15 protein-coding genes are annotated in these 14,806 nt (G+C 72.3%); 8 read left to right on the forward strand and 7 right to left on the reverse strand.

From position 1 onward, the window contains the following. Positions 1–156: 156 nt before the first annotated feature. Positions 157–1,917 (reverse strand): NAD(P)/FAD-dependent oxidoreductase, encoded by a 1,761-nt coding sequence (locus ACFWYS_RS36695; RefSeq protein ID WP_384778618.1) that lies wholly within the window; start codon positions 1,915–1,917, stop codon positions 157–159. Between the two features lie 56 nt (positions 1,918–1,973). After that, positions 1,974–2,651 (reverse strand): hypothetical protein, encoded by a 678-nt coding sequence (locus ACFWYS_RS36700; RefSeq protein ID WP_384778621.1) that lies wholly within the window; start codon positions 2,649–2,651, stop codon positions 1,974–1,976. 221 nt (positions 2,652–2,872) lie between these two features. Between ACFWYS_RS36700 and ACFWYS_RS36705 the strand changes: the two genes are divergently transcribed. From ACFWYS_RS36705 to ACFWYS_RS36715, 3 genes are all read left to right on the forward strand, one after another. Continuing rightward, positions 2,873–4,255, forward strand: coding sequence for a cation:proton antiporter (locus ACFWYS_RS36705; RefSeq protein WP_384778624.1), 1,383 nt, complete (start codon positions 2,873–2,875; stop codon positions 4,253–4,255). A 98-nt stretch (positions 4,256–4,353) separates the two neighbouring features. Further along, entirely contained in the window at positions 4,354–4,857 is a 504-nt protein-coding gene (locus ACFWYS_RS36710; protein WP_384778746.1) for an SRPBCC family protein, read from the forward strand. Positions 4,858–4,935: 78 nt separating this feature from the next. Beyond that, complete coding sequence (locus ACFWYS_RS36715; protein ID WP_384778627.1) at positions 4,936–5,805, forward strand: esterase/lipase family protein; 870 nt, start codon at positions 4,936–4,938, stop codon at positions 5,803–5,805. A 13-nt stretch (positions 5,806–5,818) separates the two neighbouring features. On the opposite strand, the gene ACFWYS_RS36720 is transcribed toward ACFWYS_RS36715, so the two are convergent. Then, positions 5,819–6,649 (reverse strand): alpha/beta fold hydrolase, encoded by an 831-nt coding sequence (locus ACFWYS_RS36720; RefSeq protein WP_384778630.1) that lies wholly within the window; start codon positions 6,647–6,649, stop codon positions 5,819–5,821. Positions 6,650–6,784: 135 nt separating this feature from the next. Here ACFWYS_RS36720 and ACFWYS_RS36725 point away from each other — a divergent pair, with 135 nt between their 5' ends. Together ACFWYS_RS36725 and ACFWYS_RS36730 are read left to right on the forward strand one after the other, a co-directional pair. Then, a complete protein-coding gene (locus ACFWYS_RS36725) occupies positions 6,785–7,669 on the forward strand; it encodes an RNA polymerase sigma-70 factor (protein WP_384778633.1) in 885 nt (294 codons plus the stop codon). A gap of 205 nt (positions 7,670–7,874) precedes the next feature. Further along, positions 7,875–8,636 carry a GntR family transcriptional regulator gene (locus ACFWYS_RS36730; RefSeq protein WP_384778636.1) on the forward strand — a complete coding sequence of 254 codons (762 nt, stop codon included), beginning with the start codon at positions 7,875–7,877 and terminating at the stop codon, positions 8,634–8,636. Between the two features lie 213 nt (positions 8,637–8,849). Here the strand turns inward: ACFWYS_RS36730 and ACFWYS_RS36735 are convergent, their stop codons facing one another. The 3 genes from ACFWYS_RS36735 to ACFWYS_RS36745 all read right to left on the reverse strand — a co-directional run bounded on the left by ACFWYS_RS36735 (position 8,850) and on the right by ACFWYS_RS36745 (position 11,981). Next, positions 8,850–10,007 carry an ROK family protein gene (locus tag ACFWYS_RS36735; protein ID WP_384778639.1) on the reverse strand — a complete coding sequence of 386 codons (1,158 nt, stop codon included), beginning with the start codon at positions 10,005–10,007 and terminating at the stop codon, positions 8,850–8,852. A gap of 127 nt (positions 10,008–10,134) precedes the next feature. After that, the gene (locus ACFWYS_RS36740) at positions 10,135–10,797 is read right to left on the reverse strand and encodes a response regulator (RefSeq protein ID WP_384778642.1); all 663 of its coding nucleotides are present in this window, start codon (positions 10,795–10,797) and stop codon (positions 10,135–10,137) included. Positions 10,798–10,811: 14 nt separating this feature from the next. Beyond that, complete coding sequence (locus ACFWYS_RS36745) at positions 10,812–11,981, reverse strand: histidine kinase (protein ID WP_384778645.1); 1,170 nt, start codon at positions 11,979–11,981, stop codon at positions 10,812–10,814. A 109-nt stretch (positions 11,982–12,090) separates the two neighbouring features. Between ACFWYS_RS36745 and ACFWYS_RS36750 the strand changes: the two genes are divergently transcribed. Genes ACFWYS_RS36750 through ACFWYS_RS36760 form a run of 3 tightly spaced genes read left to right on the forward strand, consistent with a single transcriptional unit; the run spans position 12,091 to position 14,210 of the window. Then, on the forward strand, positions 12,091–13,011 hold the full coding sequence (locus ACFWYS_RS36750) for an ABC transporter ATP-binding protein (protein WP_384778648.1): 921 nt from the start codon (positions 12,091–12,093) through the stop codon (positions 13,009–13,011). 3 nt (positions 13,012–13,014) lie between these two features. After that, positions 13,015–13,740, forward strand: a complete 726-nt coding sequence (locus ACFWYS_RS36755) for an ABC transporter permease (protein WP_384778651.1) — start codon at positions 13,015–13,017, stop codon at positions 13,738–13,740. A 41-nt stretch (positions 13,741–13,781) separates the two neighbouring features. Beyond that, positions 13,782–14,210: a hypothetical protein gene (locus tag ACFWYS_RS36760; protein ID WP_384778654.1), complete on the forward strand. Its 429-nt coding sequence runs from the start codon at positions 13,782–13,784 to the stop codon at positions 14,208–14,210. Between the two features lie 13 nt (positions 14,211–14,223). Here ACFWYS_RS36760 and mug read toward each other — a convergent pair whose 3' ends face one another. Next, complete coding sequence (gene mug, locus ACFWYS_RS36765; RefSeq protein WP_384778657.1) at positions 14,224–14,772, reverse strand: G/U mismatch-specific DNA glycosylase; 549 nt, start codon at positions 14,770–14,772, stop codon at positions 14,224–14,226. Between the last annotated feature and the right edge of the window lie 34 nt (positions 14,773–14,806).

Consider the following 14,806-nt stretch of genomic DNA (forward strand, 5'->3'; position numbering starts at 1 on the left):
GGAGTGCAGCCCGTAGTCTCTCGATCGAGCAGGGGGGAATGGTGGCCCAATTCAGATTTGTGGGCCCCGAATTTTTCCTACCCGAGGTGCTGGGACGGCAAACCGCAGTTCTTCTTCCGGAAAGCGCAGGAATGTTTTTCCCAACGCGCCCCGCGCTTATTTTCGAGAAGGAATTTCCCGCCGCGCCCAGTCACGGTTCCAGTTGACCCACATGTCCCGCACGGTCTGCTGCACCAGGGCCGAGCCGCGCCGTACGTCGGTGCCGAGGGCCTGCGCCGCCTCCTTGCCGACGAGCCGCGCACCGCCCGTGAAGTACAGGCCCCGTACGTGCCGGGGTGAGCGGAACTTGCCCCACAGCAGGATCTTCATCAGCGGAAACAGGGTGAACACCCCGGACGGGCAGCGGTCCTCGGGGTCGAGAGTGCCCCACACCGCCGGGCACAACCCGCTCTCCCGCAGCAGATCGAAGACGCGTGTGACCGTCTGATCCTTCGTCAGATCTCCTGCCCCATAGGCGAGTACGGCGTCCCGGGCCTGCTCGAAGAGCTGCCCGACCCAGGGATTGTCGACCCCCTGAAGGCCCCGGTACGGCGCTTTCTCCAGCGCGTCGAAAGACGCCGGATCACGCGTTTTCTCGAATGCCACGGCCGCCTGGTTCTGCGCATTCGTCCCGTACAGCGTGGTGATGGTCCACACCCGGTTCCAGGCGTTCCACAACTCGAAGTCGTCGAACGACAGATAACTGCACGACACCAGGTCGTCGTAGAAGCGGAACATCCGCTTGATCCAGTGCTCCAGATACGCGAACCGGGTGGTGTCGAAGTCGCTCTCGCGCACCGCGCCGATGAGCCGGTGACCGAGCGCGTTGAGCGCCATCACTGTGACCGCCAGCCCGCTGGAGAAGAGCGGGTCGATGAAATCGCTGGCGTGCGGCAGCAGGCACCACCGGTCGCCGACGACCGTCCGCGACGAGAACTGGGTACGGTCGGTCGACACATACGGCCGTACCGCCCGCGCCTCCTCGAACTGCCGGGCCACACTGGGGAACCGCCCCACCTGGCGCCAGAACTCCTCCTCCGCCGACACCCCTTCGGGACGCGGATGACGGTCCAGGTCCAGATTGATCCCGACGCTGCACAACCCGCTCGTGCTGGAGGTGTGGTTGTCGAACGGGATGACCCAGAACCAGCCGCCCTCGAAGAGATGGTGCAGCGTGCCCTGGCTGAACGGGCTGGGCATGCCGTGCTGTTCACGCGGCGGAGCGACGGTGTCGAAGGGGCGCACGTTCACCATGTGGGTGAAGATCGTGCGCGAGCGCGTCCGGTACGGCGGCTCCTGCCGCAGGCCCAGCCGCTCGGGCAGCAGCGCTCGCATACCGCCGGCGTCGACGAGGTACGCCGCCTGGAAGGTGCCCTTCTCCCGGGTGACGAGGGTGACGCCGGCCTCGTCGAACTTCACGTCGTCCACGACGGTGTGGGTGTGGGCGGTCGCGCCGTAGGAGACGGCGACATGGAACATGTAGGCGTCGACGTCCTGCCGCAGATAGTGCGAGTCGGGTCCGAGCGGCGGGCCCCAGGTGGGGTACTGCGTGCACTCCTCGGCGCGGGTGGGTTCTCCCTCGCGGTGGTAGACGAAGCTGAAGTTGCGCTTGACGCCGCAGTTCGACGACACATGGCGGCGCAGGGCCCCGTTGGTCGCCAGATGCTCGATCTCCGGGACGTCGTAGCGGCGGGCCAGGACCCGCAGGCCGAAGGTGGTCTCGGGGACGGTGGACTCTCCGATGGCGAACCGGGGGTGCCCGCTTCCCTCCAGAAGCAGGACTTGCACGCCGTGGCGGGCGAGGATCGCCGCCAGCATCGTCCCGCCGATGCCGCCTCCGACGATGGCGACATCGAAAACACGCTGGTCGTCTTGCACGTCTTCGTCCTTTCGCGACGGGAAATGCGCTGTGCCGGGCCGGTGTCCGGCGGCCGTCAGACCGCCGGGCCGCCCGGCAGTGCCCGGCGCAGCCCGCAGGCGGCGACCCGGGCGGAGAACGACAGGGCGAACCAGGGAGTGGGTGCCAGCGCGGCCAACCGCCGCCGCTCGCCCGGCAGCCGACGGTCACCGCGCCCGGTGACGTCCAGCCAGGCCCCGAAGTGCAGCAGCCGCGCCTCCGGACCCGCGTGGCGCGCGGGCCGCAGCCGCATGTGATCGCGGACCGCCCCGGTCAGGGCCGCGCGCCGGGCGTCGTCCATGCCGTGCCCGGCCAGGAAGCGGTCGAGCAACGTGGCCGAACGGCCGGGGAATCCGCCCCGCAGCGGCCCACCACCCCAGGTCAGCCCGGTGTCGTGGAACGCGGTGGCGACGAACAGCCCCGCCCGGTCGTAGTGGATCCCGCGGGCCTGCGCGAAGGCGTCGGCCAGCAGGAACGTACGCAGCGAGTGCAGCGCCGTACGCGGCGGCACGAGCCGGTGCAGTTCGCGCAGCGCCGCCGCCACGAGCCGGTCCCCGAGCAGTCCCACCACGTTCGGCTCGGCGAGCAGCGGACGCCATGCCTCCGGCTCCGCGAAGAGCCGACCGCCCCCGCCCGGGCCGGGGCCCGGTACGTCGTGCGGCTTCGCGGGGCTGCCGGGCGGCTTCGCGGGGATGTCGTGAGGCTTCGCGGACATGACGAACTCCTCTCGCATATGCGACATGCCGGTTGCGCCTGTCTCTTCTCTTTACGCGCGCGCCGGGCTTCCCCCTGCCCCCGTCCGGCCACCGCCCGGACCTTGGCCGATCTTCGCCCTCGCGCCGTCGAACGCGAATACGGCAGGGCGCCTGCGCGGCGAACCCGGGCAGGGATGAGCGGCACTGACCAGCCGCCACCGCGCTCGACAAGGAGCCGTCCGTGAAGGCCAGTACGCCGCACCTGCCCGAACCCACAGCCGCTCTCGCCCCGCGCCGTATGCTCCTGGGCTACGGCGCGTTCGTCGGGATACCCGTCGCCGTGACGGCGCTGATCCTCGCCTCGGTCGGCTATGCGGGCCCCTCCGGGCATGCCCCCGCCCACTCCGCGGCCGTGCCCCTGTACCGGATCCTCGGCGCCCTGGCCCTGGTGACCGCCTGCGCCGCGGGGGCCGGAGCACTGGCCCGGCGGATCGGACAGCCCCGCGTCGTCGGGGAGATCGCCGTCGCGCTGCTGCTGGGCCCCTCGGTGTTCGGCGCGCTGCTACCGGACGCCCAGCGCCTGCTGCTGCCCCCCGAGGTGTTCCCGTTCCTGAACACCCTGGGTCAACTCGGCGTCACCCTCTTCATGTTCACCGTGGGCCGCGAGCTGTCGCTGTCCGCCCTGCGCCGGGACGGTCTGTCCGCATCGGCACTTATCGGCCATTCCGGTATCGCCATCCCCTTTCTGACCGGCGTTCTCGTCGCCCTGGCCCTCCCGGACACCTACCGGCCCGCCGGGGTGGGCGACGTGGCCTTCGTGCTCTTCATGGGGCTGAGCCTGAGTGTCACTGCCGTACCCGTGCTGGCCCGGCTGCTGTCCGACGAGGGGAGGCTCAACACCCGGCTCGGCACCCTCGCGATGGCCTCGGCGAGCGTCGCCGACGTCACGGCCTGGTGCCTGCTGGCCCTCGTCCTGGCGATCGCGAGCGGCGGTTCGCCGACGGCCGCCGCCGTCACCGTCGGCTGGGTCGTGCTGTTCGGCCTCGTCGTCTGGTTCGTCGTACGCCCGCTGCTGCTACGCCTGCTCGCGCCGGGCCGCCCCGACGGCCCGATGGCGGCGGCCCGTACGGCGTCCATCGTCCTCGTGACCGTCCTGCTGTGCGCGCTGGCCACCGAACAGATCGGCGTGCACGCGCTGTTCGGGGCGGTGACCGCCGGGCTCGCCATGCCGCGCACGGAGGCGGTGGAGCAGATCGCCTGGCGGGTGGAGGGACTCACCAGCTGGATGCTGCTGCCCTCGTTCTTCATGGCCGTCGGCCTCAGCACGCACCTCGGCACGGTGCACGGCGCGACCGGCTGGCTGATCTGCCTGGCCGTGCTGGCCGCCGCGGCGGCGTCCAAGTTCGTCGGCACGGTGGTGCCCGCCCGGCTGCTGCGCTTCTCCTGGCGGGAATCGGCCCAGCTCGGCGCGATGATGAACTGCCGGGGCCTGACCGAACTCATCATCCTCAACACCGGACTCGCGGCCGGACTGCTCTCGCCCGCGCTGTTCGCCATGCTGGTGGTCATGGCCCTCGCCACGACCGCCATGACCGGACCGCTGCTACGGCTCATGGACGACTGACCCCGCGTGCGGTGGGGGATCCGCGCGCCGGGCGTGCTCTTCCGTTCCCCCTTCGGCGCAGTTGCCGGGCGGGCAGGGCCGGGCAGCCACACACGGTGATCACTGTGCTGAACGTCCACGAGCGCACCCTCCCCGCATCCCAGGTCACCGTCGGCGCCCTCATCGACGCCCTGGGCGGCGCGGACGACCGGCTCTGGCCGCCCGGCTGGCCGCCGGTGCGCTTCGAAGGGCCGCTGGCCGTCGGGGTGTCCGGCGGCCACGGCCCGGTGCGCTATGTGGTGAGCCACTATGTGCCGGGCCACTGGGTGCGCTTCCGGTTCACCGGACCGCGCGGATTCGACGGCTTCCACGAGTTCAGCGTCGAGTCCCTGGACCGGGAGACCACCGTCCTGCGCAACACCCTCGTCCTGCGCCCCCACGGCGTGCGCTGGCTGGGCTGGCTGCTGTTCTTCCGGCCCCTGCACGACGCGGCCTTCCGGCACAGCCTGGACTGCGCCGAGCGTGCGCTGACCGGGCGGGTGGCGCGCCCGGTGAAGTGGGGTTGGTACGTCAGGCTGTTGCGCGCCGCGACCGCCCGCCTCGCGCCCCGACTCGCCGCCTGAGCCGGGTCAGGGGCGGGACCTGCGGGGCCGTAAGACCGGGAGAACGAAGGACGGTTGCTCGCAGGAAGGCGGATCGCCGTGAGTTTCCCGCATCCGAAGATCCCCGGCATCAACACCGACGACGTCACCACCGACCTCACCGAGGCACCGCACCGGGCGGCCGGGCTCGGCCAGGCCGCCGTCGCCGGAGTCGTCGCCACCGTCGACGTGGAGGCGGGGGAGGACGACTGGGAACTGCCCCTGACCGAGGAACATCCACGGCCGGTGGTGCTCGTGCACGGCACCTTCGGCAACCGCGGCTACACCTGGACCGAGGCCGCACCGCTGCTGAGGCGCAGCGGCTACCGCGTCTTCCGCCTCGACTACGGGCAGCACCTGCACCCGGTGATCTTCGGGCTCGGCGACATCAAGACGTCGGCCAGGCAGCTCGGCGAGTTCGTCGACGAGGTCCTGCACCGCACCGGCGCCCGGCAGGTGGACCTCGTCGGCTTCTCGCAGGGCGGCATGATGCCGCGCTACTACCTCAACGCCCTGGGCGGCGCCCCCAAGGTGCACAATTTCGTCGGCATCGCCCCCAGCAACCACGGCGTCACCGCGCAGGGCCTGATGAACCTCGCGCGACAGATCCCCGGCGCCAGGGAACTGGTCGAGCAGGGCGCCGTGGGCACCGTCGTCCCGGCCTGGCCCCAGCTCCAGCACGACCACCCCTTCCAGCGTGAACTCGCCGACCTCGGCGAGACCACGGAGGGCGTCCGGCACACGGTGATCGCCACCCGGCACGACGACGTGGTCACGCCGTACACCTCGTGCGCGCTCGCCGAGACCGAGGGCCGGCACGTCTGGAACGTCCTCCTGCAGGACCTCGACCCCGACGACCGCACCGCGCACGCCGCGATGCCCTACAACCCGACCGTGCTGAAGGTGGTCCTCGAAGCGCTGGCCGAGTGACCGAACGGCGGGCTCAGCGGCTGCCGTCGAGGAGCACCCGGGCCACCAGCGCCGGATCGTCACTCATCGGCACATGGCCGCAACCGGGCAGCCGCACCAGCCGGGCCCGGGGGATGATCCGCTTCGCGCGGACGCCCTGCCGGGGCACCAGGAGCCGGTCCTTGCTGCCCCACGCCACGGTGACCGGGATCCCCGGCACGTCGTCGGTGAACCGCACCTCCCTGCCCGACCGGAGCGTCTCGAAGAAGCCCTGCGCGCGGGCCAGCCCCAGCGTCTCGGCGACCACGGACTCGGGCGAACGGCGGCCCGGGCGGGCGTAGATGGAGCTGGTCAGGGCGGCACGGCCGGGCGCCGAGCGGGACAGCCACTCGACGAGGGGCAGCGGCATGCGCTCGGCGGTCAGGCGCATCCCCGACAGGACGGTGAAGGCGTACTGCCGCTCCCACTGCGACCAGAACCCGGCCGGGGACAGAGCGGTGACGGAGCGCACGAGGTTCGCGCGGCCGAGGTCCAGGGCGAGCAGACCGCCCAGCGAGTTGCCCGCCACATGGGGCCGCTCCAGCTCCAGGGCCTCGCACAGGGCGGCGAGCACGACGCTCATCGTCGGCAGATCGTGCCCCAGCCCGTCCGGCAGCGCCGGGGACTCACCGCAGCCGGGCAGATCCACGGCTATCACGTCGCGCACGGCCGCCAGGACGGGTATCACCGGGTCCCACACCTGACGGTGGTGGCCGATGCCGTGCAGCAGGAGCAGCGGTTCACCGGCGCCCACGCGCGCGTAGGAGACGCTCATGCTCTGTGGGCCATGCGGAGTGGGGATCTTGAAGGAGACGGTCGCGGACATGCTGCTCCTCGGCGGGGCGAACGGGCCGGTACTGGGTAGACAGCCTGTCAGCAATTGCTACTGACGGGTAGATCCGAGGGGCGGACGCGTCGATTTCGCCTGGACATGGCCGGACACGTCGGATGGGATGGTGCGGTGACCACCGATACCGAGACCGACGTCTTCGAAGAGCACCGGCCCGTCCTCCTGGGCGTCGCCTACCGCATGCTCGGCCGCGTGGCCGACGCGGAGGACGTCGTGCAGGAGGCCTGGCTGCGCTGGTCGGGCGCCGACCGGTCCGAGGTCCGCGAACCACGCGCCTACCTGGTGCGCATCACCACCCGCCTCGCCATCGACCGGCTGCGCCAGGTCAAGGCGCGGGGCGAGACCTATATCGGCCCCTGGCTGCCGGAGCCGTACATCACCGACTTCGGGGACACCGTCCCGGACACCGCGGAGCGGGCCGTCCTCGCCGACTCCGTCTCCCTCGCCGTCCTCGTCGTCCTGGAGTCGCTGTCACCGCTGGAGCGCGCGGTGTTCGTCCTGCGGGAGGCCTTCGGGTATCCGTACGCCGAGATCGCCGTCATGCTCGACCGCGGCGAGTCGGCGGTCCGCCAGCTGGCCGGACGGGCCCGCAAGCACGTCGAGGAGCGGCGGACCCGCTACGACGTCGACCCCACCCAGCGCCGCGACCTCACCGAACGGTTCCTGGCCGCGGCCGCGGACGGCGACCTGGAAGGGCTGATGTCACTGCTGGCCCCGGACGTGCGCCTCGTCGGCGACAGCGGCGGAAAGTCCAAGGCGCCGCTGCGGGTGCTGGAGACCGCCGACAAGGTCAGCCGCTTCATCGTCGGCGCCGCGCGCAAGGGCGTCGCCGACCTGTCCTGGCGGTTCCTGGAACTCAACGGCGGCCCCGCGGTCATCGCCCTGTCCGGGGACAAGCCCGACTCGGTCTTCCAGCTGGACGTGGTCGACGGCCGGATCCAGTCCGTCTACATCATCCGCAACCCCGACAAGCTGCGGTCCCTCGCCGACGTCTAGGTCACGTTGCCGGAATGTCAGCAAGATGTCGCCGTGCGAACACGCCGTGAACGTTCCCGGCGTGTGTGTACGTGCCGCGACATGGGATGGAGGATTGGTATTGACCAAGGTGGAGGGCCGTCCTATGGTCGCAGAGAAGTGCAACAACCTTTAATAAACAAGGGCGCTAAAACGCCGCCGGGCCACGGCGATTGCGGAGGACAGGGTGGGGACCACGCAGCTGGAATCGGTGCCGGAACCGAAGTACTGGCATCTCAAGACCGTGCTCAGTGAGGCACTGGAGACCGAGTTCACGGTGGGCGAGATCCTGCCCAACGAGCGCGACCTGGCCGCCCGCTTCGGCGTCGCCAGGGCCACACTCCGCCAGGCCCTGGAACAGCTCGAACTGGAGGGCAGGCTGCAGCGCCGCCGCGGTGTCGGTACGACCGTCGCGCCCCCGCGCGTGGGCGTGGCCGTCGGCACCGAGCAGCACGCCTGGCCGGGCGCGAACGACGACGTCTGGCAGCCCGCCGACTGCACACAGGCGGTACCGCCCGCGTCCGTCGCCGACGCCCTGGAGAGCGGCCGGGACGAGCCCGTGCACACCGTGCGCCGCTCCCGGGTGACGCACGGTCAGCCCGTCGCCGCCGAACTGCTCTACGTCCCGCAGTCGTCGGTGCCCGACCTCACCGCCATAGACGCCCCGTCCGGAGCGGCACGCGCGCGTGCCGTGCTGCGCGAGCTGCAGCACCTGGACCTGGAGGGCCAGGAGAGCGCCGTCGAGCTGGGCTCGGCGCGCGCGGACGACGCCAAGGAACTGGACCGGCTCCCCGGAGCGCCCGTCCTCGTCGTGACCACCCGTTACCTCGCCGAGGGCCGCACGGCCGCGCTCTCCGTCGCCACCTACCGCGCGGACACCTGCCGGCTGACCTTCGGCGACTCCGGCGGCGTGGAGATCCACCAGGACCCGGAGCGCCGGGCGTCCTGACCCGTCCTGACCGCCGTGACGACATACGCCGCGCGCCCCGGATCCGTTCCGGGGGGGGCCGGCGGGGGGGGGGGGCGGGCGGGCCCCCCCGCGCCCGGGCGCCGGGGGCCAGCGCCCCCGCGCCCCCCCCGGGCACCCCACCCCCGGCCCCCCGCGCGCGGGGCGGGCGCCCCGGGGCGTTCGTCGGCGTGACGTCGTGCCGACCGGCTCCTGTCAGCGCCGTCCCGTCACCGTGCCCTCCACCGCGAACAGTTGCTCCTCCACATGGTCGAGCGCCAGCCGTAGCGCGCCCGTCGCCACCGCCGCCTCACCGAGCAGGGACAGGGCGACCTTCGGCGGGCGCAGACAGTAGCGGGCCAGTTCGCGCCGCAGCGGCTCCAGTACGCCGTCCAGGCCGGACGCCCAGCCGCCGACGACGACCAGTTCGGGGTCGAGGGCGAGGACGAGGGCGGCCACGTCGTGGACGAGGCGGTGGATGAAGCGGTCGACGGCCGCGCGGGCCCGCTCGTCGCCCTCACGGGCCTGTGCGAAGACCCCGGCCACGGCGTGCTCGTCGAGGGGGCGCAGCGGCTCGTCCGTGGTGGACAGCAGCGTCTCCGGTGTCGCCTCGCGGCCCAGCAGATGCAGCGCGCCGATCTCGCCGGCCGCACCGCCGAACCCCCGGTGCAGTTTGCCGCCGATCAGCGCACCGGCGCCCGGACTCAGCCCCGCCAGCACGAACACGACGTCGTCGGACTCGGTGGCCGAGCCCTTCCAGTGCTCGGCGACCGCCGCCGCGTTGGCGTCGTTCTCCACCAGGACCGGGCACTTGAAGGACCGGCTCAGCCGCTCGCCCAGCCGCAGCCCCGTCCATTCCGGCAGCGCGGCCCCCAGTCGCACGGTGCCGTCCGCGTCCACGATGCCCGGTGTCGCGACCCCGACGGCCCGCAGCGAGCTGCGCGCGACACCGGCCCGGCGCAACAGCTCGGCGACCGCCGTACGCACCCTTTCGAGCCGTTCGTCGGCCGGATCCGTCTCGTCCACGTCCTTGGCGATGGCGCCGAGCACCCGTCCGTCCAGGTCGGAGAGGAGCGCCGCGACCCGATGCGCCCCGATGTCCAGGCCCAGCAGATGGCCCGCCTCGGCCCGGAACCGGAAGCGCCGCGCGGGCCGCCCCTGCCGCCGGACGACGGTCTCGTCGGCCGCCTTCTCGACGACGTACCCCGCCTCGATGAGGCCTTCGACCACGCCCTCGACGGTGGGCCGGGACAGGCCGGTCAGCCGGGTGATCTCCGTCAGCGTCGCGGCGTCCGTGGCACGCAGCGCGTGCAGCACCACCGCGGAGTTGATCCTTCGCAGCAGCGAGGGATCCCCGCCGGTCAGCCGCGGCAACGTCCGTCCTCCCAGCTCGTGCGCATGTTGGCCGGATGCTACCGGCCGAGACGGAACCCGGCGAGTCCCGTCGGGCACACGTAGCCCGGATCACCTTGCACGGACGGCTCGACCCGGGCCGCCCGAGTCACCCCGGGGCCACGAAACCCGACTCGTACGCCGTGATCACCGCCTGTGTGCGGTCCCGCGCCCCCAGCTTGGCCAGGACGCCACTCACATGCGACTTCACCGTCTCCGTCCCCACCACCAGCCGGGCGGCGATCTCCGCGTTCGACAGGCCGCGCGCCATCAGCCGCAGCACCTCGGCCTCCCGCTCGGTAAGCCGGGCCCGCTCCAGCAGCGCGCGGGCCGCCCGGTTCCCGCCCTCCTCGCCGTATTGGGCGGCCAGTTGCCGTACGGAGGCCGGGAACAGCAGCGACTCGCCCTCGGCGACCAGCCGTACCGCGTGCACGATCTCGGCCGGCCGGGCCCGCTTCAGCAGAAAGCCGTCGGCACCGGCCCGCAGCGCCTCGTACACGTACTCGTCGTTCTCGAAGGTCGTGATGACGACGATCTTGGGCGGCTCGTCCACCGTCCGCAGCACCGCGCGCGTGGCCTCGATCCCGTCCAGCAGCGGCATCCGCACGTCCATCGCGACCACGTCGGGGCGCAGCTGCCGTACCAGCGGAATCACCGCCGCCCCGTCGGCCGCCTCCCCGACCACCTCGATGTCGGGCTGCGCCTCCAACACGGCCCGCAGACCGGCGCGTACGAGGGGTTCGTCATCGACGAGGAGAACGGTGACCGGCATCCGGCCAGCGTAGATCAGCCGAGCGGCAGCTCTACATGTACCTGCCAGTCGCCCTGGTCGGGACCGGTCCGCGCGCGCCCGCCCAGCAGGGCCGCCCGCTCGCGTATGCCGCGCAGGCCGCTGCCCCTGCCCGGCCCCGGTATGTCGGCGGTGAGCGGGTTGCGGACCTCCAGGGTGAGGGTGCCGTCCGCGACGGCGATGCGGGCCCGGACCGGGACGGACCCGGCATGGCGCAGCACGTTGGTCAGCGACTCCTGGAGGATGCGGTAGCCCTCCCGGGACACCGGGCCGGGCACGGTGTCCAACTGCCCGGTCAGGTCGGCCTCGACCTTGGCACCGGAGGCACGCGCGGACTCCAGCAGACGATCGGCGTCCACCAGGGTCGGCCGACTGCTGACCGGCCGCTGCGACTCGCGCAGGATGCCCAGGACGCGCTCCAGGTCCTCCAGAGCGGCCCGGCCGGTCTCCTCGATGGCGTCCAGCGCCCGCTCGGTGAAGGCCGGGTCGCCCGCCGCGCGCGCCGCACCCGCCTGCACCACGGCCACGGTCAGGGCGTGTCCGATGGAGTCGTGGAGCTCACGCGCGATGCGGGTCCGCTCCAGGAGCTGCTCGGTGCGCTCCTCCAGGGCGGCCAGGCGCTCGGCGGGGGAGGGGCCGAGGAGCCGGCGGGCGAGCGCGGTGATGAGGCGGCCCGACACGACCACGGTCACCGCGAGCGTGCCCAGCGCCGCCGGCACCAGCAGGACGTGCCACCAGGCATGGCCGTCGAGGGCGAACAGCTCGCCGTCGCCGGTGTCACCGCCGAACGCCGCCCCCACCAGGTCCACCGTGGCGATCAGCAGTTGGGCGCAGAACACCGAGGTCGCGCAGCCGATCAGCAGCCGCGCCTCCAGCCATACGACGAGCCGCCCCCGGTCCCTCCAGGAGGCGGACGGCGCGACGACGATGTCGGAGCTCCCGCCGTCCGGCCCGTGGCCGGTCAGCAGCAGCCTGGCCTGCAGCCCCTCCACGGTCCGCATCGCGGGCAGCAGCCCGACGGGCGCGAGCAGCACGCCGGCCCCCACCCAGGTCCACCACGCTTCCTCGACGAACAGCCACATGCTCGGCCACACGATCGCGATGAACAGATGCAGCAATCGTGTGTACGTCACCGCCCGTCCGAACGGGCGCAGCAAGCGGACCATTGCGTCATCGTGCCAGCCGCCACTGACAACGGGCCTCCCCCGCACGGGGGAGACGATCTCCACCGCCGGGGGAGGACCGCACCCCCGCCCGACGGCCAGGCTGATCGCCATGACCAGCATCGAAGTCCAGGCCCTCACCAAGGAGTACGGCACCCGGCGAGCCGTGGACGACCTCACCTGCACCGTCCTCCCCGGCCGCGTCACCGGCTTCCTCGGCCCCAACGGCGCCGGAAAGTCCACCACCATGCGGCTCGTGCTCGGCCTCGACCGGCCGACCTCCGGCACCGCCACCCTCGGCGGCCGCGCCTACGCGACCCTGACCGAACCCCTGCGCCACGTCGGCGCGTTGCTCGACGCCCAGGCCGCGCACGGCTCCCGTACCGCCCGCGACCATCTGCGCGTCCTCGCGGCGAGCAACCGCATCCCGAACCGCCGGGTCGACGAGGTCCTGGAGGAGACGGGACTCGCGGCGGTGGCGCGGCGCCGGGTGAAGACGTACTCCCTGGGCATGCGTCAGCGACTGGGCATCGCCGCCGCCCTGCTGGGCGACCCCGAGGTGGTCATGCTCGACGAGCCGTCCAACGGGCTCGATCCCGAAGGCATCATCTGGATCCGCGCATTGCTGCGCCGCCTCGCGGGGGAGGGGCGCACGGTCCTGGTCTCCAGCCATCTCATGAACGAGACCGCGTCCTTCGCCGACCACCTCGTGGTCCTCGGCCGGGGGCGCCTGCTGGCCGACACCCCGATGCGGGAGTTCATCCACGCGCGCGTGGAACCCCGCGTCCGGATCCGCACCACCGACGCCACCGCGCTCAAGGCCGCGCTCGCCCGGCACGGTCACGCTGCCGTCCAGCACGAGGACGGCCACTGGACCGTGCACCACGCGCGCGTGGACGACATCGGCCGACTCGCCTCCGAGGCGGGCGTCCCCATCCTCGAACTCGCCGCCGAAGAAGGCACGTTGGAGCAGGCCTACCTCGACCTGACCGCGACCGAGGCCGAATTCGCCGCACAGCCCCAGGAGGTCTGAACCATGCCGTTCGCGCCCGTGCTCCACTCGGAGTGGCTCAAGATCCGCACGCTGCGCTCACTGCCGGGAGCGCTGCTGGCGCTGTTCGCCGTGACGGCGGCGTTCTCCTCGCTGGCCGGCACCGACGGCAGCGCCGATCCGGACTTCGACCCGCTCTTCACGGCACTGTCCGGTGTCCTGCCCGGCCAGATCGCCGCCATCTCGTTCGGCGCCCTGGCGGTGTCGTCGGAGTACCACGGGGGTGCGCTCCGACTGACGCTCGCCGCGGTGCCGCAGCGCGGACAGTGGTTCGCGGCCAAGGTGACCGCCATCGCCGTCCCGGCCCTGCTCGTCGGCCTCGTCACCGCCGTCACGACGCTCGCCGTGGGACGCGCCGGACTCGGCTCCGCGGCGGACGGGCTCACCGCGGCCCAGCAGGTCCGGGGCGTGCTGGGCTGCGGGATCTACCTGATGCTGATCGCCCTGTTCGCGGCGGGCCTCACCGCCCTGCTGCGCAGCGGCGTGGCGGCGCTCTCCCTCCTGATCCCGTTCATCCTCGTCGTGTCCTTCGTGATCGGCGATGCCGTGGGCACCGTCGCGGACTTCACGCCGGACAAAGCCGGGCAGATCATCCTGTACCAGACGTACGACGGCACCCTCGGGCCGTGGTCGGGGCTGGCGGTGACCGCGTTGTGGACGGTGGGCGCGCTGCTGGCGGGGGCGTGGAGCGTGCGGCGCCGGGATGCCTGACGGCGCACCAATTGTCAGTGGGGCCGGGTTTACTGGACCACATGAACATCGCACGGCACATCGCCCTCATCGACGAGTTGTGCTTCCGCCCCTTCACGGCGGAGCGCGACGCGTCGGGCGTCGAGAAGGGCGGACCCGGCTACCACGTCGCGGTGTTAGAGAGCAGCCAGGGCGACTGCGGTGCGCGGGCGGCGACGGTCGAGCAGTACGAGAAGGACCGCGACGCCCTCTACGACCGGCTCGCGTCCCGCTGGGGAGAGACGGCTCCTTTCAACCTCCAGACCACGCTGCTGCGCACCGAACAGGAGGAGATACCCGAGCCCTGGGCCTGGCTGAGCGCACGCGCCCGCGTGGCCCACCTCTGGGAGGCGGAGGGGACGGGCCGTTGGGTCGTGGTCGTCGTCGCCGACCGGGAGCAGGACCACGACGTCCAACTGCTCGCCGTGGTCACCCAGACGGACCCGCCCTGAGCGCCCTGACCCGTCAGGCCTCGGCGGCCGCCACCCGCAGCCGACCGAACTCCTCAGCCATCGTCTGCGCCGTCCAATGCGCGTTCAGCCCGCTCGGGTTGGGCAGCACCCACACGCGCGTGCTCCCGATCATCCGCTCCTGCGGCCCCACCTGGGCCTTGCGATCGTCGAACGCGGCCCGATACGCGGTGACGCCCACCACGGCCAGCCACCGCGGCCGCAGCGCCGTCACCTTCGTCGCCAGCAGCCGCCCGCCCTCGCGGTACTCCTCGGCGCTCAGCTCGTCGGCCCGCGCCGTCGCCCGCGCCACGACATTCGTGATGCCGAGCCCGTACGACAGCAGCTCCTCCTGCTCCGACGGCCGCATGAGCCGCGGCGTGAACCCGGACAGGTGCAGGACCGGCCAGAAACGGTTCCCGGGGCGGGCGAAGTGATGGCCGGTCGCGGCCGTCATCAGACCGGGGTTGATGCCGCAGAACAGCACGTGGAGACCGCCCGCGACGACGTCCGGGGCCCTTCCGGGGCGGGCGGCCCCCCCCCCCCCCGGGGTGTATAGCCGCAAGCCGCGAACAGCCACGAAAACAAAACAGTCACAT

Source organism: Streptomyces sp. NPDC059010 (assembly GCF_042740355.1).
Classification (GTDB): Bacteria; Actinomycetota; Actinomycetes; order Streptomycetales; family Streptomycetaceae; genus Streptomyces.

Excerpts from the sequence above, each read along its gene's own strand:
- ACFWYS_RS36745 (WP_384778645.1), bottom strand. The coding sequence starts at position 11,981 with ATGGTCCGCTTGCTGCGCCCGTTCGGACGGGCGGTGACGTACACACGA.
- ACFWYS_RS36740 (WP_384778642.1), bottom strand. The coding sequence starts at position 10,797 with ATGCCGGTCACCGTTCTCCTCGTCGATGACGAACCCCTCGTACGCGCC.
- ACFWYS_RS36760 (WP_384778654.1), top strand. The coding sequence starts at position 13,782 with ATGAACATCGCACGGCACATCGCCCTCATCGACGAGTTGTGCTTCCGC.
- ACFWYS_RS36700 (WP_384778621.1), bottom strand. The coding sequence starts at position 2,651 with ATGTCCGCGAAGCCTCACGACATCCCCGCGAAGCCGCCCGGCAGCCCC.
- ACFWYS_RS36755 (WP_384778651.1), top strand. The coding sequence starts at position 13,015 with ATGCCGTTCGCGCCCGTGCTCCACTCGGAGTGGCTCAAGATCCGCACG.
- ACFWYS_RS36750 (WP_384778648.1), top strand. The coding sequence starts at position 12,091 with ATGACCAGCATCGAAGTCCAGGCCCTCACCAAGGAGTACGGCACCCGG.
- ACFWYS_RS36720 (WP_384778630.1), bottom strand. The coding sequence starts at position 6,649 with ATGTCCGCGACCGTCTCCTTCAAGATCCCCACTCCGCATGGCCCACAG.